Here is a 24,621-nt window from a genome sequence, read left to right on the forward strand (position 1 = left end):
CTGACGCCTTTCTCACGGTAGATTAAACACGGTTAACGGAAAGAGCATGATTGTTGACATTAACCCAAGGATAAATAGCTGGGTTACACGAAAGGTGAATAAAATCGACCATTTTGACTAGTTGACGGCACAAATGTGGCGGGCTAAAGTTCTCCTACCTCATAATTGTCGACAATTAGCCATGACCTCACTTGCTACTCTTTCTCGTTCTAAAGCTGATTCGCCCAGTGATCAGACCTCGCCAGAAGTCCGAACGCTGGCTGAGCGGGTCTTTCACCAGCTTCAAGACGCTATTGTACGTGGAGAGCTGGCGCCGGGCAGCAAAATTACCGAGCCGGGGCTTTCTAAAACGTACGGTATCTCTCGCGGTCCGTTGCGTGAAGCCATGCGGCGTTTAGAAGCGCACCGTCTAATTGAACGCGTACCTCACGTTGGCGCTCGCGTCGTCAAACTCTCTATGAAAGAGCTGCTTGAGTTGTTTGATGTGCGCGAAGCGCTTGAGAGCATGGCAGCCCGCTTGGCCGCTGAGCATATGTCTGCCGAGGAGATTAAAGGGCTGCGCGAGGTGTTGGCCCTTCACGAAGGCCAGGCAGATCTCAAGCGTGGCGAAGCTTACTATCAGCGCGAAGGCGATCTTGACTTCCACTATCGCATTGTTCAAGGCAGCCATAACAAAATGCTGATGAACCTGCTTTGCGACGATCTCTACTACTTAGTGCGTCTTTACCGTACTCAGTTCAGCGCCAGCGGTAAGCGGCCCCAGCTCGCCTTTGTCGAGCACCACCGCATTGTAGATGCTATTGAAGCCGGAGATGCCGAGCTAGCAGAGTTGCTGATGCGCCGCCACGTTAGCGCTTCCCGAGCCAACGTCGCCGACCGTTACGCTGCTGTTCTTGAACAACAATCAACGCCATCAGCGGATTAGCTCGTTACGCCTATCCGCCAAGCCTTTTAAAGGAGCAATGCCAATGTCCAGTTCATCTACTCTCACGCCAGGTGCTCGCTTTCGTGCTGCGCTAGACGCGAACCGCCCTCTACCGATTCTAGGCACGATTAACGCGTATACCGCGATGATGGCCGAGCGAGTAGGTCACCAAGCGATTTATCTGTCGGGCGGCGGCGTGGCTAACGCGTCTTTTGGCTTGCCGGACTTGGGTATGACCAGCATGAACGACGTGGTGGAAGATGCACATCGTATCTGCGGCGCTACTGACCTGCCGCTGCTGGTAGATATCGATACGGGCTGGGGCGGTGCTTTTAATATTTCACGTACCGTTAAAGAGATGCAGCGCGCAGGCGTTGCTGCCGTTCACCTGGAAGACCAAGTAGCTCAAAAGCGCTGCGGCCACCGCCCGAATAAAGCCATTGTCTCCCAGCAGGAAATGGTTGACCGCATCAAAGCCGCGGCAGATGCCAAGCTTGATCCCGATTTCTATCTGGTTGCGCGTACCGATGCGTTCCAGAAAGAGGGCTTAGACGCCGCCATCGAACGTGCTAATGCCTGTGTGGAAGCGGGTGCGGATGCAATCTTCGCCGAAGCCGTGCATACCCTGGATGATTATCGTGCGTTCTGTTCGCGCGTGAATGCGCCAATACTGGCCAACATCACTGAGTTTGGCGCAACGCCGCTGTTCTCTCAGCAGGAGCTGGGCGAGGTGGGCTGTCGCATGGTGCTCTATCCGCTGTCTGCCTTCCGCGCTATGAATGCTGCCGCATTGAAGGTGTATCAGAGCATTTTAGATAACGGTCATCAAAAAGAGGTGGTCGATACCATGCAGACTCGCGATGAGCTGTACGACTTTTTGAATTATCACGATTTCGAGCAAAAGCTCGACGCGCTATTTGCTGAGCAGAAAGACGCTTAATAGCTATCAATACTAAAACATATAAAAAGAGCTAACAGGAGACACGACATGGCTGATAAACCGCAAAACAGCGCAGGACTCCGTGGTCAAAGCGCCGGTACTACAGCGCTGTGTACGGTGGGTAAAACGGGTTCCGGATTAACCTACCGTGGTTTTGATATCAAAGAGCTGGCCGAGAAGGCGAAGTTTGAAGAAGTCGCGTATTTATTACTGAAAGGCAAGCTGCCCAACCAAGCCGAGCTTGATAGCTACATTACCAAGCTGAAGGGGCTGCGTGGCTTACCCGATGCTTTGAAAACCGTACTGGAGCAAATTCCCAAAGATGCGCACCCGATGGATGTTATGCGCACCGGTACCTCCATGCTGGGTAACCTGGAGACAGAAGAGAGTTTTGACCAGCAGCAGGATGTCTCTGATCGGCTGCTAGCGGTACTGCCCTCGATTATTTGCTACTGGTACCGCTTTAGCCATGACGGCGTTCGTATTGATACTGAAACCGACGATGCCTCGGTAGGTGGTCACTTCTTGCATATGCTGCGTGGCGAGCCCGCTTCTGAGCTGCATGCGCGGGTTATGAACGTATCGCTGATTCTATACGCCGAGCATGAGTTCAATGCGTCAACGTTCACGGCGCGGGTTTGCGCCTCGACGCTTTCCGATATGCACTCCTGTGTTACCGGCGCGATTGGTTCGTTGCGGGGCCCGCTGCATGGCGGTGCTAACGAAGCGGCCATGGCGATGATCGAGAACTGGGCGTCGCCGGAAGAAGCTGAGCGTGAAATGCTCGGTATGCTTGAGCGCAAAGAGAAGATCATGGGCTTTGGCCATGCCATTTATCGCGAGTCTGACCCGCGTAATGAAATTATCAAAGAGTGGTCGAAGAAGCTTTCTGAAGACGTTGGCGACAGCGTGCTTTACCCCGTTTCTGTGCGCTGTGAAGAAGTTATGTGGCGCGAGAAGAAGCTTTTCTGCAATGCGGACTTCTTCCATGCCAGTGCTTACCACTTCATGGATATTCCGACCAAACTGTTCACGCCAATCTTCGTCATGTCCCGTTTAACGGGATGGGCAGCGCATGTGTTTGAGCAGCGCGCCAATAACCGCATTATTCGCCCCAGCGCCGACTACACTGGTCCTGAGAAGAGCGAGTGGGTGCCCATCGAAGCGCGTGACTAACCCTTAACGGGCCGTGATTAAGTGAGAGGCATTATGAACACGAATTATCGTAAGCCGCTGCCAGGCGTGACGGCAGAGGGTGCTCCGGTAGATTACTTCGACGCGCACCAAGCCGTTGAAGATATCAAGCCCGGCGCCTACGCGACGCTGCCCTATACGTCCAGAGTGTTGGCTGAGCAGTTGGTACGCCGCTGCGATCCAGCGCTGTTAACCGACGCACTGAAACAGCTCATCGAGCGCAAGCAAGATTTGGATTTTCCTTGGTACCCAGCACGCGTTGTGTGCCATGACATCCTGGGGCAGACCGCGTTAGTCGACCTTGCTGGCCTAAGGGATGCCATCGCTGAGAAGGGCGGTGATCCGGCTAAAGTGAATCCTGTGGTGCCTACACAGCTGATTGTTGACCACTCATTGGCCGTTGAACACGCTGGGTTTGAGAAAGATGCGTTCGAAAAAAACCGCCAGGTGGAAGATCGCCGTAACGATGACCGCTTCCATTTCATTAACTGGACCAAAGTGGCATTTGAGAACGTCGATGTGATTCCTCCGGGCAACGGCATTATGCACCAGATCAATCTGGAAAAAATGTCGCCGGTGGTGCAGTGCCGCCCTGATGAGCAAGGCGTGCGTATTGCTTACCCAGACACCTGTGTGGGTACCGACAGCCACACGCCGATGGTCGATGCGCTGGGTGTTATTTCCGTTGGTGTGGGTGGTCTTGAAGCCGAAAGTGTGATGCTGGGCCGTGCTTCGATGATGCGCCTGCCGGATATTGTTGGTGTAGAACTCTCTGGCAAACTGCAGCCAGGCATTACCAGCACCGATATGGTGTTGGCGATTACCGAGTTTCTACGTAAAGAGCGTGTGGTAGGTGCCTACCTGGAGTTTTACGGAGAAGGTGCCGACGCGTTAACCGTAGGCGACCGGGCGACCATTTCCAACATGACGCCAGAGTACGGCGCCACGGCGGCGATGTTCTACATCGACAACCAAACCATTGACTACCTCAAGCTCACGGGCCGTGAGGATGAGCAGGTTGCTCTGGTTGAAGCCTATGCCAAGCACACAGGGCTATGGGCTGATAGTCTAAAAACTGCTGAGTATGAGCGGATACTGCGCTTTGATCTTTCCAGCGTTAATCGCACCTTGGCAGGGCCTTCCAACCCTCATGCTCATTTGCCCACCTCGGAGCTGGCCCAGCGTGGGATCGCGATCGACTTGGATAAAGCAAGGGCTGACGAGCAAGCGGGTAGAATGCCGGATGGTGCGGTGATTATCGCCGCGATTACCAGCTGTACGAATACCTCTAACCCGCGCAATATGGTGGCAGCTGGCTTAATTGCTCGTAATGCTAACCGCTTAGGGTTAACTCGCAAACCATGGGTTAAGTCGTCGCTGGCGCCGGGGTCGAAAACCGTCAAGATGTATCTGGAAGAAGCCAAGCTGATGGATGAGTTGGAAACACTTGGCTTTGGTGTCGTGGCGTACGCCTGTACGACCTGTAACGGCATGTCCGGGGCGTTAGATCCGGTCATCCAGAAAGAAATTATCGACCGTGATCTATACGCCACGGCGGTACTTTCCGGTAACCGTAACTTTGACGGGCGCATTCACCCCTATGCAAAGCAGGCATTTCTGGCATCGCCGCCCTTAGTGGTTGCCTACGCAATTGCTGGCACGATTCGCTTTGATATTGAGAAAGACGTACTGGGCACCGACCATGATGGAAACCCAGTTACGCTAAAAGATATCTGGCCCGACGATAGCGAAATCGATGCGATTGTGAAGGCCTCTGTGAAGCCGGAGCAGTTCCGTCAGACTTATATCCCGATGTTTGACCTCGACAAGAGCGCGCGCGTTCAGGTCAGCCCGCTTTACGAGTGGCGGCCTCAGAGCACCTATATTCGCCGGCCTCCCTACTGGGAAGGCAATATGGCTGCCGAACGTGGTTTGAAAGGTATGCGTCCGTTGGCGATTTTGCCGGACAATATCACCACCGACCATTTGTCGCCTTCTAATGCGATTATGCTGGACAGCGCGGCAGGTGAGTATCTGCACAAGATGGGCCTGCCTGAGGAAGACTTTAACTCCTACGCGACCCACCGTGGCGATCATTTAACTGCCCAGCGGGCGACTTTGGCGAACCCTAAGCTGTTTAATGAAATGGTCCACGACGAGCAGGGCAAAGTGCTGCAGGGGTCGTTGGCACGTGTTGAGCCAGAAGGCACCGTGACGCGGATGTGGGAAGCCATTGAAACGTATATGGCACGTAAACAGCCGCTAATTATTATTGCCGGTGCGGATTATGGCCAGGGTTCTTCGCGTGACTGGGCGGCGAAAGGTGTTGCGCTAGCGGGTGTTGAAGCCATTGTGGCCGAAGGCTTTGAGCGTATTCACCGGACCAATTTAATTGGTATGGGCGTGATGCCGCTGCAGTTTGAAGAGGGCACCACACGTAAAACCTTGGCGCTGGACGGTACGGAAGTCTTCGACGTAGAAGGCACTCCTCAGCCCCGAGCCACGCTGACGCTGGTTATTCATCGTCAAAGTGGTACCACTGAATGCGTGCCGGTGGTCTGCCGTATTGATACCGCCGAAGAGGTCACGATTTACTCTGCCGGTGGGGTCTTGCAGCGTTTCGCTCAGGACTTTCTTGAGTCCACCACGGCGTAGCCAAATTGGCGTGTAACGCAGCGCCAAGGCGATTAATGAAAGAGCCCGTCGTTAAGCGCCGGGCTCTTTTTTCGGCATGCGATTAGTGAACATAGTTATTGATAATCGACATTGAAAGTGTTCAGGCATCGTCATTGAAAATGGTTAGGGAGCGTTATTTATGTCTCATGTTGGACAAATTAGTATTCCTGCGACGTATATGCGCGGTGGCACCAGTAAGGGGGTGTTTTTCACCTTGGACAACTTGCCCGAGGCGGCGAGAGTGCCGGGAGAGGCGCGAGATAAGCTGCTGATGAGGGTGATTGGTAGCCCAGACCCCTATGAAAAGCAGATCGATGGGATGGGAGGGGCAACCTCAAGTACCAGTAAAACAGTGATTCTTTCCAAGAGTGAGTCGCCAGATCACGACGTGGACTACCTGTTTGGCCAGGTTTCAATTGATAAGCCGTTTGTGGATTGGAGCGGCAACTGCGGCAACTTATCGGCAGCAGTAGGTCCTTATGCGATTGCTAATGGGTTAGTTGACCCCGCCAAAATACCGCAAAACGGTGTCGCTGAAGTACGTATTTGGCAGGTCAATATCAGTAAAACCATTGTCTCTCAAGTGCCTATTGTTAATGGACAGGTGCAGGAGACAGGCGATTTTGAACTAGATGGTGTGACCTTTCCTGCCGCTGAGATTCCTGTGGCCTTTATGGATCCTGCGGATGGTGAGGGGGCAATTTTCCCAACCGGGAACTTGGTTGATGACTTGGAAGTGCCCGGGGTTGGCGTTTTAAAAGCGACGCTGATTAATGCGGGTATTCCCACCGTATTTGTTAACGCCCAGGACATAGGCTATACCGGTTGCGAGCTGCAGGAAGCGATTAACAGCGATGCCAAAGCACTCGCCATGTTCGAGACCATTCGTGCCCATGCTGCGGTGCGGATGGGGTTGATTAAGCATGTTGATGAAGCGGCCGGCCGACAGCACACGCCGAAGGTGGCTTTCGTTGCCCCGCCAGCCAGCTATACGGCGTCCAGTGGTAAAGCGGTGAGTGCGGAAAACATCGATCTTGTGGTAAGGGCGCTTTCCATGGGTAAACTGCACCACGCAATGATGGGTACCGCAGCGGTTGCTATCGGCGCGGCAGCCGCTATTCAAGGCACGCTAGTAAATTTAGCCGCAGGTGGTGAGGAGCGTGAAGCGGTGACCTTCGGGCATCCTTCTGGCTCGTTGCGGGTAGGTGCAAAAGCCAGCCTGACTGATGGGCGCTGGCAGATTGATCAAGCTGTCATGAGCCGTAGCGCGCGGGTGTTAATGGAAGGTTGTGTACGCATACCCGGTGATAGCTTTTAAAGAGTATTCGCGTGGGCTTTCAAGAATGTTTGAGGGGGTGGCTTTTAAGCAGCATTTGACTAGGTGACGCCTTGCCGCCGTTTTGGGAATGCCCTAAACGGCGGCTTCAGCCTAGAGTGATGTGAGTTTTATACTTATCTTTGCTTTAGCGGTTTACTCTTCAATCGCTACTTGATCGCGCATACGATCAACAGTGGCGGGGCCAATGCCGCTAACGCGGGTGAGGTCATCTACATTAGCAAATACGCCATTATTTTCGCGCTCTTCTATAATCGCGGCCGCACGGCTGGGTCCAATGCCAGGTAACTCGGCAAGCAGCTCGGCATCCGCTGTGTTCACATTAATAGGCGCGATGTCTTGTGCCAATGCAAGGCCCGAAACCCCTAAGCTTAGGCTCAATAGCAGTGCAGCCAATAGTCCTTTTAGCGCTGTTTTCATTGTTAATATCCTCATAGATTTCCTTAAAGCCGCCTTTCCCATCGGTTGTTGTACTTGGGAGTGATAGGTTGTGGCGGTTTGCGCATGCAAAAAGGTTTACTGTTTCTTCAATACCTTTTGCCTTAATTAAACTAATACGTTTATAGGGGGTGAGCTGTAAGACATTAACGATGGTGTTTGTAAGATTTTTGCTCTCTGATAATGGTTAATCACTTACACAGCCGGGTCGGGATGGCTGTTATAATGCTGTCAAATGAAAAATGGAGTTAAATACAGTGTCTACTGATACCCCGTTGATTATCGCGCTGGATTATTCCTCTCTTGATGCGGCTTTATGCATGGCAGATCAGCTTGACCCTAAGCGCTGTCGGGTAAAGGTGGGTAAAGAGTTGTTTACGCGCAGTGGCCCTGCGGTACTGGAAGCCTTGCATGGTCGTGGTTTTGAAATTTTTCTAGACTTAAAATTTCATGACATTCCCAATACGGTGGCAGGCGCGGTGCAGGCGGCAGCTGAGCAAGGCGTATGGATGGTTAACGTGCATGCTTCGGGCGGGCGCAAGATGATGGAAGCGGCTGCTAAGCGTTTAGATGATCATGGGCTAAGTACACATCTTATTGCCGTTACGGTGCTAACCAGCATGCAAGCTGAGGATCTGCATGAGGTAGGCATAGCTGCTACGCCGGAGGAGCATGTATTGCGTTTAGCCGCATTAACTCAGCAGAGCGGATTAGGTGGTGTTGTCTGTTCAGCCCAAGAGGCGGCGCAAATCAAGGCGCTCTGTGGCAACGACTTTTTGAAGGTAACTCCTGGGATACGCCCTAGCTTTGCTGCGGCTAATGACCAACAGCGTATTATGACACCCAGTGATGCGATGCGTGTTGGCAGTACGCACTTAGTGATTGGGCGACCGGTAACACAGGCGCAAGAGCCAATGATGGCGCTAGCCGCCATAGAAGCTGAGCTGGCTGACTGACGGTAATCAGCGCTTACTCGCCATCGACTCCGGTAATAGGCTTAATGGTACCCCAGCGGCGGCAGCTAGGGCACTGCCACGCCAGGCTGTCGCTGGCAAAGCCGCAGCGGCGGCAGCGATGGCGGGCTTTGCCCTCTAAAAGGGCATTGGTATGGTGCTTAAGTAACAGCAAACGCGTGTCTGGCGGAGTTTTTCCACTCAAACGTTGGCTTTCATGATAAAGGTCGACTAGGTAATCGAGCCCCCCCAGGCTGGGTGCCTCCCTTAGCCACTCGCCCGTTTGCTCAATAGCGCTATCTACGCCATCTCTTTGATGAACGAGCTCTCCGAGGGCGATAATAATGCTGGTGTACGGTGCTTGTCCCAGCAGTCGATAAAGATGCGTTTCAAACCCTTGAATGTCGTTATTACGCTCATAGGCATGCTGAAGGGTGGGCAGCATGGTGGGAATGTGAGCAATATCCTGCTGGGGAATATGGTTTAGGCGCTCAATGGCACGTGTGTAATGCCCATTATCCATCTCCAGCTCAGCAAGTAGTAACGTCGCACGGACGCATCGTTCATCCAACTGAAGCGCTTTTTTTAAGTGCTTGCGGGCGATCGCTCGACTTGCTTGTTGTATCTCCTGCTGGGCAAGTTCACATAGCCAGTGAGCAGCAGGACGTTGCATGCCGGGCTGTTGCTTAAACAGTGATTGAGCCACGTCGAGTGCTTCTTGCCAGTCTTTTTCGCGCTCAAGTAAATCAATCAGTAGCCGCTTGGCTTCCTGGCGGTAGATGTCATTGTCTGATTTATCCAGCAGCGCTCTCAGCATTCGCTGGGCTCTGTCGTGAACGCCTAACGCCATAAAATCACGTGCTAGCTCAAGCTGCACATGTTCGTTAGTGCTGGTGGATAGGGCGGGGCGAGCAAGTAGGTTTTGATGAATGCTAACGGCTTTGTCTGCTTCACCGCGTGCGCGAAACAGCTTGCCTAGCGCTATGTGGGTTTCCACCGTATCGCTATTAACATCCAGTGCATTGACAAACGTATTGATAGCTTCGTCGGGCTGCTCATTGAGCAGGTAATTCAGCCCGACAAAGTACTCTCTCGATAAACCAGATGGGCGAGAGTCGTGAGTGCGCTGGCGGCGGCGGGAAGCGTGACGAACACCCAGGCCAAAGCCGATGGCAATGGCTGCCAGTAGAACGCCTAGCAGCACGGCATCATACATTTAAGCCAGTTCCTTAAGCTCCTGAGTGCGTAGGCGGTCTAGCTCTTTGCGCTGTTGCTTATTGTGTCGCTCACTTCGTGCTAGCTGCGCTTTAAGGCGTACGTAAACACCTAGCATGGCAAGCATGCCTAAGATAACGCCGAAAGTTAACGTAGCAAGCAGCCAGACAGAGAGTGACACAGGCGGCAGTTCTGCCCAAATTAGGTTTAAGGCAATGGTTTGTTGGTTGTTGACGGCAAATAAAATGCCCACCAGTAGAACAACCAGCAATATGACGGCCAGAATCAGCCCTTTGATCCAACGCATGAGAGTTTCCTAGTCAGTGACGTTCATAATGGCTCTATTGTGTATGAGTCGTGGCGCGGCGTCATCCCACATAAAGTCGGATAACAAGATCAAAAGAGCCTTGCTATTGGCAACGCCGAGGTTGTGTAGCCTCGATTAGCTCATTAATAGCCAAGTGCGCGGCTTGCATCTACCTGTTCGCGCAACTCTTTGCCCGGTTTGAAGTGCGGCACATACTTGCCGTCCAAGTCGACCGGGTCTCCTGTTTTAGGGTTGCGCCCGACACGAGGCTCTCGGTAGTGTAGCGAAAAGCTGCCGAACCCCCGGATCTCAACCCGTCCCCCGCTAGCAAGAGCATCGGTCATATCGTCTAAAATAATACGCACCGCCGTTTCTACTTCTTTGGCGGATAGCTCCGGTTGACGCATCGCAATTTGTTCGATTAGTTCAGATTTGGTCATCGGTTGGCTCCCTGCGAACTTTAATGGCCGTGACGCGCTTGCGACCTCGATAACAACAGAGTCAGCATACTGCGCATAACAGGATAAAACAATTCAGATAAAACAAGGTACTAGAATGAATATCAGCATAGGCGAAGTGAGGCGCTGGCGCGACCCTGTGGCTTAGGTATACTGGCGACTCATTTTGTAACTGGAGAGGCTGACGTTGAACGACGATACTTCCCCTGCAGCCATATTGCGTAAACGGCTTTATTGGCACTCTCGCCGTGGCATGTGGGAGCTTGACCTGCTGCTGATACCGTTTCTTGAGCACCGCTTTGATGAACTGAGTGAAGATGAGCAGCTAGCCTATCAGCGCTTAATTGAGGAAGAGGATCAAGATCTCTTTGGATGGTTGATGCGTCGTGAATGGCCCGAGGAGCCATCATTAAAGCGCATTGTTCAGATGATCGTAGAGCATGCAGAAAATACCGATAACTCTGCTTATCGCACGCTCTAAGATTCAGTGCGCTTTTCACGCATTCTTGGCATTTGGGTTGTGTGCGGTGACGGCGTGGCTTATTAGCCCATGGATAGCGTTGCTTGCGGCAGTAATCGCGATGCTGTTGCTGAGCCGTGAGTATCGCTATCAACCCATGGGAGAGTTAAGAGTTTCAAAAAACGGCCATCACTTAAGTGCGCAGTGGTTATCGGAAGAGGGTGAGCTTGAAAACGAACAGCCTGTTAATGCTGATTACGTGGGCCCTTGGTTAATCGGGCTCCGTGTCGGGCCGCAGCGGCTTTGGTTGTGGCCCGATAGTTTGCCTGCACACAGTCAGCGTTCGTTGCGGCGTTTATGCCATCGTCCCGGGCGCTAGCTGATCAAGTGACATCTCGGAAGCCGCTGTATTCTCCTGGTGCTTAGGCCAGTCGATAGAGTAATGCAGTCCCCGTGATTCATGTCTCTGAAGTGCCGCCAATACCGTCAACTTTGCAAGCCACAGCGCTTGCTGTAAACGCACGCCTTCAGGGTGTCTGCGCTTGCCAGCGGTGCTTTCAAAAGCGTTGTTAGAGCCTTTCTTAGCGCTGTCAGCAACACCGTCAAGACGGTCGTTTAGAATGTCGTTAAGCTGCGTCTCAAGTTCGTTCAGCTTATGGTGAGCGATAGTTAACCCCTGATTGCTACGAACAATCGAAACATGCTGGCTCATTGTTGCCCGCAGTTCGCTACGTATAGTCGTCAGGGCTTCCAAGGAAGTGGATGACCACTGCTGGCCTGGCAGTGGCATTGCATCGGGGGTATCGCTAAGAGTCTCTTTAGGTGCAACTGGCCGTGTCTGTGCGCATTTTTCCTGCTTGAGTAAGTGCTTTGCGCAGCTTCTGGCGTATACCAGACACTCCAGTAGTGAGTTGCTAGCCATGCGATTGGCGCCATGTAGGCCTGTGTAAGCAAGCTCACCAACCGCATAGAGATTAGTGACGTGAGTTGCACCGCGCTGGTCTGTGGCAACACCGCCACAGCTGTAATGAGCGGCAGGCACTACTGGAATGGGTTGGCGGGTTATATCAATTCCCCGGGAGGCGCAGTGTGCCAAAATAGTCGGGAAGTGATGGCGAATAGCGGCTGCTCCAAGGTGGCTGATATCTAGCCACACATGCCCTTGGCTGCTTTGTTGGATTTGCGAATCGATAGCTCGAGCAACGACGTCTCTGGGAGCCAGCTCAGCGCGAGAATCGATATCGGGCATAAACCGATGGCCGGCCTCATTTAGCAGGTGCCCGCCTTCTCCTCGTACGGCTTCGCTAATTAAAAAAGCAGGTCCTTCTGGGTCAAACAGACAGGTAGGATGAAACTGCTGAAACTCGAGATTCATCAGTTTTGCGCCCAGTTCAGCAGCCATCACCATGCCTTCCCCACTGCTTGGTGATGGAGTGGTGGTGTGTCGATAAAGGCCACTTGCACCGCCTGTTGCTAGTACGATGTGCTTGGCAAGCAGTGTTTGTTGATGCTGCTGTTGATCTACGCCTTCCGCGCCAATACAGCGGCCTGTGGTATCGCTGATTAAGTGCAGGATGGTTAAGTCACTGCGCTGAGTAATATTGGGGTGAGAAGTGACTTTTTCGTACAGCGTGTCGACTACCGCGCGTCCAGTTGCATCGTCAGCATGAATAATACGGCGCGCGTTGTGGCCGCCTTCCCGTGTTAAATGATAAGGGTAGCGGGCGCTTGGGTCTGGATCCGGTGTAAAGGGGACGCCGTTGTCGATTAGCCACTGAATGGCATCTGGGCCGTGTGTCACGGTAAATCGAACAGCCTCTTCGTCACATAGACCATCGCCAGCAATGAGCGTATCTCGCACATGGGCGTCTAGGTCGTCGTCTGGCGAGAGTACGGCGGCTATTCCCCCTTGCGCCCAGCGGCTGGCTCCCTGGTCATCCAGAGCGGGCCTAACCAGGGTTACCGAAAGGTGGTCAGCAACTTCAAGGGCTAAGGTTAGGCCGGCGACGCCGCCGCCGATGACAAGTACGTCGGATGTTGGCGAGCTCATGGGCCGGATCCTCTTTTACATTCAAACGCGGTAGGTGCTTTTTTGCACGCTGTAGACAGCAGGGGAGGGCATCATAGCGTGACTGTTGCCACTTGGCGATGAGGGGCTGTGAAAAATTGCTTTCAGCGCATAGAGATAGCGGCTAAGCGCTCTAATGCGATAGTCAGGAGGTGGGGGCTATTTGATGATCGGATAAAACAGGAGAGGCAAAAGACAGGGTAATCAAAAAATTGAAGAGCCTTGTAAGAAGCACAAAAAAACGCTTCTCTAGCGCTCTTAAAACAAGATGGAAAACGTTTACTGCTGAAAGAAGGGGAGATGCTAATTAGATATGGTGCCCGGAGCCGGACTTGAACCGGCACGGAGTTGCCTCCGAGAGATTTTAAGTCTCTTGCGTCTACCAATTTCGCCATCCGGGCAGTGCATCGCAGGAATATTGCTATTCATCGCCACACTTAAATGGAGGCTGGAGTCGGAATCGAACCGGCGTACACGGAGTTGCAGTCCGCTGCATAACCACTCTGCCATCCAGCCTAACAAGTCGTTGGAGCGAGAAAGTAGATTCGATCGGACTGGTGTTCCAGCTCACGACCTTCTCTTGCTTTGCTGCGCTATCCAAGTTGGAGCGGGAAAGGAGATTCGAACTCCCGACCCTCGCCTTGGCAAGGCGATGCTCTACCACTGAGCTATTCCCGCTCGACTCGAGGGCGAATTATACGCATCGCTACGCGCTTGTCAATTAATGAATTTGTCTGAAGGTTCAGTCGTCTAGAGAGCCGATCACATGGAACGACTCAAGTGAGGCCAGGCCGCTTTAAGGTACTGCGCCATGGACCACAGCGTAAGAATGGCTGCAGCGTAAAGAACAACCACACCCATTAGCGCAAACTCATGTCCTGGAGGGAAGGCCAGAAGTATGAGCAAGGCAACCATCTGCAGTGTTGTTTTAAGCTTACCGATCCAGGACACCGCAACCATACCTCGCTTGCCCATTTCGGCCATCCACTCACGAAGTGCCGAAATGACGATTTCGCGGCCGATAATGACCAATGCGGGCAGTGTTAATACCAGTGTGTCAAAGCGCTCAATGAGTAGCGCCAGTGCAACAGCGACCATCAATTTATCAGCCACAGGATCGAGAAACGCGCCAAACGGCGTTGATTGATTCCAGCGGCGGGCTAAGTAGCCATCTAGCCAGTCGGTGATGGATGCTAGTGCAAATAAGCCTGCAGCGACTGGCATACTCCAACTGAAAGGTAGGTAAAAAAGCACTACTAACAGTGGAATAAAAACGATTCTTGCCAGAGTAAGTATGTTGGGTATATTCATCGCGGGGCGCGATCCTTGCCGGAGAGTCATGGAAGACGGAGTGTAGTGGGGGATATTCTATCCCCCTTGGTGCTTAGCATCCATGTTAACAGTAGGTTTATCCATTTAGAGATTGGTAAATTGTCTCAGCGAGCGAGGCATTAATGCCAGGTACGCGCGCCAACTCCTCGCGGCTAGCTTTCTGAACGCCCTGCAAACCGCCGAAGAAGCGTAATAGTTCGCGCCGTCTTTTAGGGCCTATGCCGGGAATGTCTTGAAGCGTAGAGGTGCGGCGTGCTTTGTCACGTTGGGCGCGGTGGCCGGCAATGGCAAAACGGTGAGATTCATCGCGTATATGCTGAATTAAATGTAATGCTGGCGACGCGGGGTCAAGAGGTAAGGGATTATCGGTGGTTTCTAGGAAGAGCGTTTCCAGGCCTGCTTTACGGGTGGTGCCTTTAGCAACGCCGAGCAAAATGATGTCGGTAACCGCTAGCTCGGTTAACACACCGCGAGCCATGTTCAACTGACCTTTGCCGCCATCGACGATCAAAATATCAGGCGCCACTGCCTCGCCGCTTTTTACCCGTTTAAGGCGGCGTGTTAGTGCTTGTTGCATGGCTGCATAATCATCGCCTGCGGCGACGCCTTCGATGCGGAAGTGGCGGTAATCGCTCTTGCGTGGGCCCTGATGGTCAAATACGACACAGGAAGCAACGGTTGCTTCCCCATGGCTGTGGCTAATGTCAAAGCACTCAAGGCGCTGGGGTATTTTGTCCAATGCGAGCGCTTTCTGGAGGGCTTCAAATCGCTGAGTGAGCTGGGTTTTGTTAGCTAGCTGTGAAGCAAGCTGTTGCTCGGCATTGGTCATGGCTAGATGCTGCCACTGGGCGCGATGCCCCCGGACTTGGCTGGTGACGCGAACGCGTTTACCCGCTTGCTGTGAAAGTGCATCGGCAATCAGTGGGCTATCTTCCAGTGGGTGGCTGGTAATTACTTCACTAGGTACGTTGTGGGGTTGACCAAAGTAGTACTGGCTAACGACTTCCGTCAGCAGCATGTCCGGTGGCAGGTCGAGGTCGTTTTTAGGCGTGTGATGGCGAGCGCCCAGTAAGCGGCCATCGCGAACGCTAAGTATTGATATGCCTAGCGCGCCAGGGCGTTGGGCCAGCGCAAAGACGTCGGCATCACCACTTTCATTGTCGACAAACTGGCGTTGCTGTAACTGGCGTAGCTGCTGTATTTGGTCACGCAACCTTGCTGCTTCTTCAAAATTTAAAGCGCGGCTGGCCGTTTCCATCTCCTCGCTAAGAAGCTGGGTAACGTGTTCGCTTTTACCTTCAAGGCACATCACTGCATGCTCAACATCGCGTCGGTAATCTGCTTCCGAAATGAAGTCAACGCAAGGCGCGCTACAGCGCTGAATTTGGTATTGCAGGCATGGCCGAGAGCGGTGGGCAAACACGCTATCTTCACAGTTACGTATGCGAAAAATTTTCTGCATCAGCGCTAGGCTTTCTTTCACCGCTCCGCTACTTGGATAAGGACCTAAATAGCGGCCATCTCCTCGACGCTGTCGCGCGCGTTTATACTCAAGCGCAGGGTAAGCGTGTTGATCGGTCACAAATACGAAGGGGTAAGACTTGTCGTCTCTTAGCAGGATGTTATAGGGCGGACGCAGTTCTTTTATCAGCGTCTGCTCTAGCAGCAGGGCCTCTGTTTCGCTACGGGTGACAGTAATTTGGATATCGGCAATTCGTGCCACCATCGCCTGGGTTTTGGCATTAAGCTGGCCACGGAAATAGCTAGCAAGTCGAGCTTTCAGGCGCTTGGCTTTGCCGACATAGAGAGTGTTGCTGTGCTCGTCCAGCATCCTATAAACACCGGGCGAGGCACTGACAGAGCTTAAAAATTGCTTGGCATCAAAAGTCATGGCTGGATATCGGCGCTTCTAGGCAACGGAAGCTGCGATGGTAGGTCTATCCCAGCATGGCGTCAAAGCCCTCAACTAAACCGTGGCGTAGTGCCAGGTGGGTAAGCTCTACATCGGTAGCGACCTCTAGTTTGTCAAATAGCCGATAGCGATAGGTGTTCACTGTTTTGGGGCTAAGGTGCAAGCGGTCTGAAATATCCTGGACGCGCTGGCAATTTACAATCATCAGGGCGATTTGTAACTCACGATGCGATAGGTGTCTAAACGGATTGTCTTCGTCAGTAAAATGGGAAAGCGCTAACCGCTGGGCGATTTCTTGGCTGACATAGCGCTTTCCGTGAAAGACTTGGCGGATAGCGTCGGTCATTTCTGACGTGTCAGCCCCTTTGCTGAGAAAGCCAATCGCACCCGCTTCCAGCATGAGCCGTAACGCACTATCTTCAATGTGAGCGGTTAATATGAGTACTTTGACGTCTTCCATTGTTCTATGGATGCGGCGAGTAGCTTCGAGTCCGCCAATGCCCGGCATGCGAATATCCATCACGACAATGTCAGGTTTTAAACGACGGCATTGAGCCACTGCGCTTTCGCCATCGTCGACCTCACCTACGACTTTAATATCGCACTCTTCGTTTAGCAGATGAGCAATGCTGGTTCTCACTAAGTGATGATCATCGGCGATTAAAACTTTGATCAAGGTGCAGGCTCCTGCATGAAATCATCGTAGTGGTGGGCGTAAGCCGCGTTGCATGATATAGAGTGCCACAGCTCTAAACAAAGGAGAATTTAGTTGATAGTTGTTCATGATTAGCTTGACGCTAAGCAAATTACTGGCGTAGTATCTTGCCGCTGCTCAATGAGTGGTTTGAAAAAGCGGCATGTGAAACTATGTGGGGCCTTAGCTCAGCTGGGAGAGCGCAACACTGGCAGTGTTGAGGTCAGCGGTTCGATCCCGCTAGGCTCCACCATTTTACAGACCCACAGAATCCAAAAAAATGCCCCGTTACCAGTAACGGGGCATTTTTTATGCTTATCATTTTCAATTGATAGTTCGTGCGAGGGTACGTGCAAGAGAGCATGCTGTTGGGCGTTCACGTGACTGAAAGCCTGTGTTAAAAAGCACGTCCCCCTTAGGCGCTACGCGTGGGCAATTTTGCCAAGCAGTAAAAATTCGATTAGCGCCTTTTGTGCATGCAGTCGATTCCCCGCTTCTTGCCACACGACAGCGCGCGGATCGTCCAATAAGGTAGTGCTGATCTCTTCGCCGCGGTGGGCAGGCAGGCAGTGTAGGAAAAGCACATCAGGTTGTGCGCTATCAAGCATTGCCTCAGTGACCTGGAAATCTGCAAAGTCTGCTTCGCGCTTAGCCTGTTCCTCTTCCTGCCCCATGGATGCCCACACATCTGTCGTGATCAAGTCGGCGTCTTTGGCAGCCTCGTGGGGGTTGTGAAGCAGCGTTACGCAGTCCCCAGCAGCTTCCATAATGTCAGCGCGTGGTTCGTAGCCTTTTGGGCAACAAACACGCAGTTTGAAACCAAACTGACGGGCGGCATTAATCCAGGAGTGACACATGTTATTGCCATCACCTATCCAAACAGCCGTGCGTCCTTCTACACTGCCACGCAGCTCGGTCCAGGTCATCACGTCTGCTAGTAATTGGCAAGGATGATAATCGTCACTTAACGCGTTAATCACAGGCACGCTGCTGGCGTTGGCATAGACTTCTAAACCTGCGTGTGAAAAGGTCCGAATCATTACCGCATCAACCATTTCGGACAGTACGCGGGCGGTGTCTTCAATCGGCTCTCCACGCCCTAGCTGGGTGTCGCGGGGAGAGAGAAAGAGGGCGTGACCGCCGAACTGCGCCATGCCGGTTTCAAACGACACACGGGTGCGAGTCGATGATTTTTCAAAAATCATCGCCAGCGTGCGGTTAGGCAGCGGCGTATAGATGGGGCCGTTAGCCTTGAGCTCGGTTTTGATCTTAATCGCACGCTGAATCAGGTACGCCAGCTCATCTGGGGTTAAATCCAGCAAGGTTAAGAAATGGCGTGTCGCCATGATGATATCTCTCCGCGCAAAAACACTATCCTAGCGATGCGGCGGGGGATGCGCAACGCGCTCGGCATGCGTAGAATGACGACCCACATGGTAAGGCCGAGTAGTTTGCTCAAGTATTAGGTTGCACAGCAACAAAAGGTAATCTTCGGCTTTAAGGGTTAAAGCGAGTTAACGAATTGCGTAAACTGGCGAGATAACATCACTTGTTTTAGGAGCACATCATGAGTACGACTGCCGAAAATATTCAGCGCCAAATTAGTGAAAATCCCATTCTTATCTACATGAAAGGTACCCCCCAGCTGCCCCAGTGTGGTTTTTCTGCACAAACAGTGCAGGCGCTGATGGGCTGCGGTGAGCGTTTTGCCTTTGTTAATGTGCTGGATAATCCAGATATTCGCGCTGAGCTGCCAAAAATTGCTAACTGGCCGACTTTCCCGCAGCTTTGGGTGGAAGGTGAATTGGTTGGCGGCTGCGATATCGTGATCGAGATGCATCAAAGTGGTGAGCTCGAAAAGCTAATCAAAGAAGCTGCCCAGCGTGCTGGCGCTGCTGAAAGCGACAACAACGCTTAACGTTTATTGCCCAATGCCGCTTGGTCTGGTGGGCTACTGGTCTATTGGGCTGAGCGGTTGGCGGGCTGCAGCGCAGCCGCTAGAATGGTGTCCTTTTCGCATCGACAGTTAGCCCGCCAAAGGAAGTAATGCTCAATGAGCTATCAGGTTCTGGCCCGCAAATGGCGGCCGCGTACATTCCACGAGCTCGTGGGCCAGGCCCATGTTCAGCGCGCCTTGGTCAATGCGCTCGACCAAGGCCGTCTTCACCATGCCTACCTATTTACGGGGACTCGCGGGGTGGGCAAGACCACCCTGGCGCGTATCCTGGCTAAATGCCTTAACTGTACCGCAAATGGCCGTGGTGATGAGGGAATCACCTCGACGCCTTGCGGTCAGTGCGACAGCTGTCGCGCGATTGATGAAGGTCGATTCGTTGACTTGATCGAGGTCGATGCTGCTTCGCGGACAAAGGTTGAAGATACCCGAGAGCTGCTCGATAACGTGCAGTATGCGCCAACGCAAGGGCGCTATAAGGTGTACCTGATTGACGAGGTGCACATGCTGTCGACCAGCAGTTTCAATGCGTTGCTTAAAACGCTGGAAGAGCCGCCGCCCCATGTGAAGTTTCTGTTGGCCACCACCGATCCGCAAAAGCTGCCTGCCACCGTCCTATCCCGCTGTCTTCAGTTCACGCTTAAGCATATGCCCCCTGAGCGGGTGGTAGAGCACCTAACCTATGTGTTGGGAGAGGAAGGGGTCGAGTATGATGAGAGCGCCTTGTGGCTGCTAGGGAAGGCCGCGGAAGGCTCTATGCGCGATGCAATGAGCCTGACTGATCAAGCCATTGCCTTTGGCCAGGGGGCGATTCGCCATGCGGATGTTGCTGCCATGCTGGGCACCTTGGATCATCGCCATGTGTTGGCGCTGGTAGAAGCCCTGGCGGATGTTGATGTTCAGCGACTGCTAGCCGAGGTTGCTCAGTTATCGGAGCAGGGGCCTGATTTTGCAGCAGTATTGGATGAATTAAGTGCGGTTCTGCATCGCTTGGCGGTGGCGCAGATGGTGCCTGATGCCGTTGATAATAGCCACGGTGATCGAGCGCTTATTCAACAGCTGGCGAGCCGCTTTACTGCCGAGGATATTCAGCTCTATTACCAGATCGGCATTCAAGGGCGCGGCGACATGGTGCATGCGCCTGATCTGCGCAGTGCGCTGGAAATGACGCTGTTGCGAATGCTGGCGTTTCGCCCCCAGGGCGTGCCAAAGCCTGCTGCCACGCCGCTTCCGCTGCGCCGCGAACCTTCCAATGACACTGTTTCCCAAGCAGCGGTGTCGCATGAGCCTGTTTCTCACGAACCTGCTGCTCAGGTCGCTGTCTCTGAGGATAGCGACGCACCTGAACCAGTCTCTGCTCATGAGCCAGCGGCAAAAAAGCCTGAGCCTGCGCTGCCGAGCAATCAGGCAACAATGCCTGACTCAGCCGCGGTGCAGGCGAGTGCTGCTCCGGATGCAACTGAAGAGTTAAGCGCGCCTGACGCTGTTTCATCAGAGCAAGCACCACCCTGGTCGCTTGACGAGGTGGAGAGTGCCGCCATGCTTTCAGAGCCAGAGCCAGAGCCAGAGCCAGAGCCAGAGCCAGAGCCAGAGCCAGAGCCAGAGCCAGAGCCAGAGCCAGAGCCAGAGCCAGAGCCAGAGCCAGAGCCAGAGCCAGAGCCAGAGCCAGTTTCCAGTGAGGTGCCAGCCAATGCTGCCAGCAGCCAAGTCACTTCTGACGTTCGTTTAGACCATGCTGGCTGGCTGGCATGCTTCAGTGCCCTTGGGTTAGGCGGGCTTACCCGTAATTTGGCAGCGCACTGTCAGCTTGAAAGCGATGATGGCCACACGGTGGTGCTGCGGCTTGACCCTGGGCAATCCGCTATGCAGGCCGATGTTCACAATGGCCGTATTGAGCGCGCGCTAAGTAGTTATGGGCTGCCGCGGCGTATCGAGTTTACGGTGGCTGACTTAGCGTCTGATCTTGAAACGCCCCGCCAGCAGGAAGAGCGTCAGCAGAAAGAGCGCCACTCGCTGGCTGTTGATCTATTACACCGCGACCCCAATATACAGAAGCTACAGCAGGCATTTGGGGCTACTCTCATTGAGTCAACCGTTAAACCCGCGTCTGACAAGCGTTCTTAGCCGCTGACGATTGACTCGCGATGCTTATTTTTTATTCCTTCAGGAGATAACCGCATGTTTAAAGGTGGAATGGGCAACATAATGAAGCAAGCCCAAGAGATGCAGGAAAAGATGCAGCAGATTCAAGAAGAAGCTGCTAAAGCGGAAGTCCATGGCGAAGCGGGCGCCGGTATGGTGAAAATCACCATGAACGGCCGTCACGATGTTACCAATGTCACTATCGACCCCAGCGTTCTTGAAGAAGACAAAGAGCTGCTGGAAGATTTGCTCGCCGCTGCCGTGAATGATGCTGTTCGAAAAGTGGAAGCAAACTCCAAAGCGAAGATGGAAGAAGCGACGGCAGGCTTGAACTTGCCGCCCGGCTTTAAGATGCCGTTCTAAACATGCGCTTCTCCCCGCTTGTTGAGCAACTGATGGACGCTTTTCGCGTGTTGCCGGGCGTTGGGCCAAAAACGGCCCAACGTATGGCCATGCACCTGTTAGAACGCGAGCGCCCAGGAGGGCAGCGGTTGGCAGCGGTGATTCAGCAGGCCATTGAAGAGGTCGGTTATTGTCAGCGCTGCCGTACGTTGACCGAAGCGGATATCTGCGCGCTGTGCGAAAGTCCCCGTCGTGATGATGCGCTGCTGTGTGTAGTCGAGTCGCCTGCTGATCAGCTTGCTATTGAAGAAGCGGGTGGCTTTCAGGGGCGTTACTTTGTATTGCATGGTCATCTTTCTCCGCTGGACGGCATTGGCCCAGATGCCATTGGATTGGATCTATTGGAAAGCCGCGTAGCAGAAGGCAATATTCGCGAAGTAGTGCTTGCCACCAATCCCACGGTAGAAGGCGAAGCGACAGCGCACTTCATTGCCGCCCAGCTTGCTCACTATGGTGTCTCTTTTTCGCGACTCGCCTATGGTGTGCCCATGGGAGGGGAGCTTGAGTATGTAGACGGTGGTACGCTAAGCCGCGCCTTTAATGGTCGCCAGCCTTTCGCCAGCGATTGACCCTTATAAAAAACGCAAGCGCTTTTGCGATTGTGCCAACCCGGAAGTTTGCTTTGTCCTCTTTAGCCCCCTCGTTGTATCAATGGATTGATAGTGCCGACGCCTTAGATGCTGCATGCGAGCAAGTCGCCGGTGCCAGTGTAATTGCCCTAGATACTGAATTTTTCCGTGAAAACACGTTTTTTCCGGTGCCAGCGCTTATTCAGTTCACCACCGGTGACATGGCGTATTTAGTGGACCCGTTGAGCACGCCTTGCACCGCTGCTTTTCGTGATTTGTTGCAGAATAGTGCCATCAAATTACTGCATGCCTGCAGCGAAGACCTCGAGGTTTTTCAGCACTGGGCCGGCGTATTGCCAGTCCCGCTTATCGATACGCAAGTCGCTCAGGCTTTTTTGGGGGAAACTCCCGGCATGGGCTATCAAAAATTGGTAGAGCACTGGATGGGGGAAACGCTGCCAAAAGAAGAGACGCGTTCCAACTGGTTAGAGCGCCCCTTAACGCCCTCCCAGTGCGAATATGCGGCATTAGATGTTATCTATTTGCTGAAGGTCTGGGGGCTTCAAGCGGAGAAGCTTGAACAACTGGGGCGGCGCGAATGGCTTAACGATGAGTGTGCCAGTCTTATCGAGCAGGCAGGCCGCAGCGTAGAGAGCGATGGCCAATGGTATACGCGCCAGCGGCAGTTGTGGCGCCTTGATCCTCGCCAGCTTGAAGCCTACCGCTTAATGACCATTTGGCGGGAAGGGGAAACCCGCCGTCGGGATTTGCCGCGCAATTGGTTGGTTAGCGATAAGCTGCTGTTCGCGGTGGCTGAAAAAATGCCTAAAAATCGTTATGAGCTAGCAGAAATTGAAGGGGTTAAGCCACCCCTGGTTAAAAAAGAAGGCGATACGCTGCTGTCGCTGGTTAAACAGGCGCAGCATTGCCCTGAAGGTGATTTGCCGGCGCGCTGGCCAGACCCGATGAATCCTGTGTTTAAGCGGCGCTTTAAAGCACTTAAGAAAGTAGTGACTGAGAAGGCTGCTGAGCTACAAATAGCGCCCGAGATGTTGCTGCGGCGGCGAGATATTGAGGCGCTTGTGATGCAGCAGCTTGCTAATCAGCCATTAACCACTCCTGGCGGCTGGCGTGATGCCTATTTAACTCAAGAAATTCATCAAGCGCTTGAGGAGTTATCGTAATGAGCGAGAAACTGCTTTGTGAGATTTTAAAAAGCTCACGCAAAGACGAGATGTATCTTTACATAGACAAACAGAAAGGGTTGTCATCCGTGCCCGACGCATTGATGGATACCTTCGGTAAGCCAGTGCCGGTGCTGACAATGATACTGACCGCCGATAAAAAGCTGGCTCGGGTGAATGCTGCCGATGTGATGGATGCAATCCAAGAGCAAGGCTATTACCTGCAGATGCCGCCTGCGAAAGAAGCCTATTTGCTGGATGTTCATCGCGCTCAGGCGGCTAACCGCGAATGAGCGTTATGAGCTTCTTACCATGAACGTTCTGTCATGAGCGTTTTGCCATGAACTTTCTTGCCCATGCTTGGCTTGCCCATCCTGGCAGTGATGAGTTTCTGTACGGAAATCTGATTGCTGACGGTGTGAAGGGGCAAGACTTAACGGCTTGGTCGCCAGATGTTGCTAGCGGCATACGTCATCATCGCCGCGTGGATGCCTGGATTGATCGGCACCCACGCGTTTTAGAGGCAAAGCGGCGCGCGCCACATGCTCAGCGGCGTTATGTCGGTATCGCGTTAGATATCGTGTGGGATCATTTTCTTGCCCGTCAACAGGCGGGAGAGCAGCAGCACCAGTTAATCGAGCGCTGCTATCAGCTGTTACAGGCTTGGCCTGCACCGCAACGGTTGTCTACCATGATGCCGTTGATGATTAAGCATGATTGGCTGCACCGTTACGCTGATTTTGACTTTACTTGTCGTGCAGTAGCAGGCATTGGTCAGCGGCTATCGGGGCCGAACCGCTTAGCAGAGTTAGTGCCTTGGCTTTACCAAGACTATCCATGCTTAGCGGCCGACTTCGCAGTGTTATGGCGAGAGTGTCGTGCCACACTAACCAGCAGCGGTGGTACTGCGGAGGGTGGGGGTTATTCAGACATGTTGAAAGTAAAGGGAATCAATGATGGTGGCGGCCATGCGTGAGCGCTTCTGGGAAAGATACTCGCTAGAAGAATTAACGCCCCAAGAGTGGGAGGCGCTATGCGATGGCTGCGGCCAGTGTTGCTTGTTGAAGCTCCACGACGATGAAACGCAAGAATTGGCAGTGCTTAACGTTGCCTGTCGGTTGCTGGATATTCACAGTTGCCAGTGCAGTGACTATGAAAATCGCTTCGATAGCGTCCCCGACTGTACGCAACTGACGCCTGAGCTCGTCAAAGAGTTTACCTGGCTGCCGCACACATGTGGCTATCGGCGTGTTGCTGAAGGGCGCAAGCTAGCGGGGTGGCATCCGCTGCTGAGTAACGATGCTGAGCGCGTTCACCGGAAGGGCGTAAGCGTAAGAAGCTTTGCGGTTTCCCAAGATGACGTGCCCGAGCGCCTTTTGGAAGAGCATATTATCGCTGTATTGCCGATGTCCTAAACCAAACCGTCGCCCTCCCTGGCGTGTTCACTAACCGCTGGCTAACG

The 24,621-nt window shown here is 53.2% G+C and carries 25 protein-coding genes and 4 tRNA genes; 17 read left to right on the top strand and 12 right to left on the bottom strand.

What is annotated here, in order from left to right:
* Window positions 1–181 precede the first annotated feature (181 nt).
* The 5 genes from NDQ72_07110 to prpF all read left to right on the top strand — a co-directional run bounded on the left by NDQ72_07110 (window position 182) and on the right by prpF (window position 7,053).
* Window positions 182–925, top strand: a complete 744-nt coding sequence (locus NDQ72_07110) for a GntR family transcriptional regulator (GenBank protein ID WKD29706.1) — start codon at window positions 182–184, stop codon at window positions 923–925.
* Between the two features lie 43 nt (window positions 926–968).
* Entirely contained in the window at window positions 969–1,865 is an 897-nt protein-coding gene (prpB, locus tag NDQ72_07115) for a methylisocitrate lyase (protein ID WKD29707.1), read from the top strand.
* Window positions 1,866–1,913: 48 nt separating this feature from the next.
* Window positions 1,914–3,041 carry a 2-methylcitrate synthase gene (gene prpC / locus NDQ72_07120; GenBank protein WKD29708.1) on the top strand — a complete coding sequence of 376 codons (1,128 nt, stop codon included), beginning with the start codon at window positions 1,914–1,916 and terminating at the stop codon, window positions 3,039–3,041.
* A gap of 33 nt (window positions 3,042–3,074) precedes the next feature.
* Window positions 3,075–5,714, top strand: coding sequence for a Fe/S-dependent 2-methylisocitrate dehydratase AcnD (acnD, locus tag NDQ72_07125; protein ID WKD29709.1), 2,640 nt, complete (start codon window positions 3,075–3,077; stop codon window positions 5,712–5,714).
* A gap of 160 nt (window positions 5,715–5,874) precedes the next feature.
* On the top strand, window positions 5,875–7,053 hold the full coding sequence (prpF, locus tag NDQ72_07130) for a 2-methylaconitate cis-trans isomerase PrpF (protein ID WKD29710.1): 1,179 nt from the start codon (window positions 5,875–5,877) through the stop codon (window positions 7,051–7,053).
* A 153-nt stretch (window positions 7,054–7,206) separates the two neighbouring features.
* Here the strand turns inward: prpF and NDQ72_07135 are convergent, their stop codons facing one another.
* Window positions 7,207–7,491 (bottom strand): ComEA family DNA-binding protein, encoded by a 285-nt coding sequence (locus NDQ72_07135; protein WKD29711.1) that lies wholly within the window; start codon window positions 7,489–7,491, stop codon window positions 7,207–7,209.
* Between the two features lie 275 nt (window positions 7,492–7,766).
* On the opposite strand from NDQ72_07135, the gene pyrF reads away from it, so the two are divergent.
* Window positions 7,767–8,465, top strand: a complete 699-nt coding sequence (gene pyrF / locus NDQ72_07140) for an orotidine-5'-phosphate decarboxylase (GenBank protein ID WKD29712.1) — start codon at window positions 7,767–7,769, stop codon at window positions 8,463–8,465.
* A gap of 13 nt (window positions 8,466–8,478) precedes the next feature.
* Here the strand turns inward: pyrF and lapB are convergent, their stop codons facing one another.
* The 3 genes from lapB to NDQ72_07155 form a co-directional block, all read right to left on the bottom strand.
* Window positions 8,479–9,678, bottom strand: coding sequence for a lipopolysaccharide assembly protein LapB (gene lapB / locus NDQ72_07145; GenBank protein WKD29713.1), 1,200 nt, complete (start codon window positions 9,676–9,678; stop codon window positions 8,479–8,481).
* Entirely contained in the window at window positions 9,679–9,984 is a 306-nt protein-coding gene (locus NDQ72_07150) for a LapA family protein (GenBank protein WKD29714.1), read from the bottom strand.
* Between the two features lie 143 nt (window positions 9,985–10,127).
* Window positions 10,128–10,424: an integration host factor subunit beta gene (locus NDQ72_07155; GenBank protein ID WKD29715.1), complete on the bottom strand. Its 297-nt coding sequence runs from the start codon at window positions 10,422–10,424 to the stop codon at window positions 10,128–10,130.
* A gap of 205 nt (window positions 10,425–10,629) precedes the next feature.
* Here NDQ72_07155 and NDQ72_07160 point away from each other — a divergent pair, with 205 nt between their 5' ends.
* On the top strand, window positions 10,630–10,923 hold the full coding sequence (locus NDQ72_07160) for a succinate dehydrogenase assembly factor 2 (GenBank protein ID WKD29716.1): 294 nt from the start codon (window positions 10,630–10,632) through the stop codon (window positions 10,921–10,923).
* A gap of 46 nt (window positions 10,924–10,969) precedes the next feature.
* Entirely contained in the window at window positions 10,970–11,281 is a 312-nt protein-coding gene (locus NDQ72_07165; protein ID WKD29717.1) for a hypothetical protein, read from the top strand.
* On the opposite strand, the gene nadB is transcribed toward NDQ72_07165, so the two are convergent.
* The 7 genes from nadB to uvrY all read right to left on the bottom strand — a co-directional run bounded on the left by nadB (window position 11,258) and on the right by uvrY (window position 16,890).
* Window positions 11,258–12,952, bottom strand: coding sequence for an L-aspartate oxidase (gene nadB, locus NDQ72_07170; GenBank protein WKD29718.1), 1,695 nt, complete (start codon window positions 12,950–12,952; stop codon window positions 11,258–11,260). The two genes, NDQ72_07165 and nadB, sit on opposite strands and share 24 nt — an antisense overlap.
* Window positions 12,953–13,284: 332 nt before the next feature.
* Window positions 13,285–13,371, bottom strand: a tRNA-Leu gene (locus NDQ72_07175).
* A 41-nt stretch (window positions 13,372–13,412) separates the two neighbouring features.
* Window positions 13,413–13,486: transfer RNA gene (locus tag NDQ72_07180), tRNA-Cys, on the bottom strand.
* 87 nt (window positions 13,487–13,573) lie between these two features.
* Window positions 13,574–13,648 (bottom strand) — tRNA-Gly (locus NDQ72_07185).
* A gap of 84 nt (window positions 13,649–13,732) precedes the next feature.
* Complete coding sequence (pgsA, locus tag NDQ72_07190; GenBank protein ID WKD29719.1) at window positions 13,733–14,281, bottom strand: CDP-diacylglycerol--glycerol-3-phosphate 3-phosphatidyltransferase; 549 nt, start codon at window positions 14,279–14,281, stop codon at window positions 13,733–13,735.
* Window positions 14,282–14,378: 97 nt separating this feature from the next.
* Window positions 14,379–16,193: an excinuclease ABC subunit UvrC gene (gene uvrC, locus NDQ72_07195; GenBank protein WKD29720.1), complete on the bottom strand. Its 1,815-nt coding sequence runs from the start codon at window positions 16,191–16,193 to the stop codon at window positions 14,379–14,381.
* A gap of 46 nt (window positions 16,194–16,239) precedes the next feature.
* Window positions 16,240–16,890: a UvrY/SirA/GacA family response regulator transcription factor gene (uvrY, locus tag NDQ72_07200; GenBank protein ID WKD29721.1), complete on the bottom strand. Its 651-nt coding sequence runs from the start codon at window positions 16,888–16,890 to the stop codon at window positions 16,240–16,242.
* Between the two features lie 195 nt (window positions 16,891–17,085).
* On the opposite strand from uvrY, the gene NDQ72_07205 reads away from it, so the two are divergent.
* A tRNA-Ala gene (locus tag NDQ72_07205) sits at window positions 17,086–17,161 on the top strand.
* 169 nt (window positions 17,162–17,330) lie between these two features.
* Here NDQ72_07205 and argF read toward each other — a convergent pair.
* Window positions 17,331–18,254: an ornithine carbamoyltransferase gene (gene argF / locus NDQ72_07210; protein ID WKD29722.1), complete on the bottom strand. Its 924-nt coding sequence runs from the start codon at window positions 18,252–18,254 to the stop codon at window positions 17,331–17,333.
* Between the two features lie 221 nt (window positions 18,255–18,475).
* Here argF and grxD point away from each other — a divergent pair, with 221 nt between their 5' ends.
* The 8 genes from grxD (at window position 18,476) to NDQ72_07250 (ending at window position 24,574) form a co-directional block, all read left to right on the top strand.
* Window positions 18,476–18,826, top strand: a complete 351-nt coding sequence (gene grxD / locus NDQ72_07215) for a Grx4 family monothiol glutaredoxin (GenBank protein WKD29723.1) — start codon at window positions 18,476–18,478, stop codon at window positions 18,824–18,826.
* 135 nt (window positions 18,827–18,961) lie between these two features.
* Window positions 18,962–20,986: a DNA polymerase III subunit gamma/tau gene (gene dnaX / locus NDQ72_07220; protein ID WKD29724.1), complete on the top strand. Its 2,025-nt coding sequence runs from the start codon at window positions 18,962–18,964 to the stop codon at window positions 20,984–20,986.
* A gap of 54 nt (window positions 20,987–21,040) precedes the next feature.
* Window positions 21,041–21,367, top strand: a complete 327-nt coding sequence (locus NDQ72_07225) for a YbaB/EbfC family nucleoid-associated protein (protein WKD29725.1) — start codon at window positions 21,041–21,043, stop codon at window positions 21,365–21,367.
* A 2-nt stretch (window positions 21,368–21,369) separates the two neighbouring features.
* Entirely contained in the window at window positions 21,370–21,975 is a 606-nt protein-coding gene (gene recR / locus NDQ72_07230; GenBank protein ID WKD29726.1) for a recombination mediator RecR, read from the top strand.
* 53 nt (window positions 21,976–22,028) lie between these two features.
* Window positions 22,029–23,159, top strand: coding sequence for a ribonuclease D (rnd, locus tag NDQ72_07235; GenBank protein WKD29727.1), 1,131 nt, complete (start codon window positions 22,029–22,031; stop codon window positions 23,157–23,159).
* Window positions 23,159–23,452, top strand: a complete 294-nt coding sequence (locus tag NDQ72_07240; protein WKD29728.1) for a YcgL domain-containing protein — start codon at window positions 23,159–23,161, stop codon at window positions 23,450–23,452. Before rnd ends, NDQ72_07240 begins: the two co-directional genes overlap by 1 nt.
* Window positions 23,453–23,499: 47 nt before the next feature.
* Window positions 23,500–24,135: an ACP phosphodiesterase gene (locus NDQ72_07245; GenBank protein ID WKD29729.1), complete on the top strand. Its 636-nt coding sequence runs from the start codon at window positions 23,500–23,502 to the stop codon at window positions 24,133–24,135.
* Entirely contained in the window at window positions 24,116–24,574 is a 459-nt protein-coding gene (locus tag NDQ72_07250; protein ID WKD30359.1) for a YcgN family cysteine cluster protein, read from the top strand. Before NDQ72_07245 ends, NDQ72_07250 begins: the two co-directional genes overlap by 20 nt.
* The last annotated feature ends 47 nt before the right edge of the window (window positions 24,575–24,621 follow it).

The sequence above is a fragment of the Halomonas sp. KG2 genome (assembly GCA_030440445.1).
Taxonomy (GTDB): Bacteria; Pseudomonadota; Gammaproteobacteria; order Pseudomonadales; family Halomonadaceae; genus Vreelandella.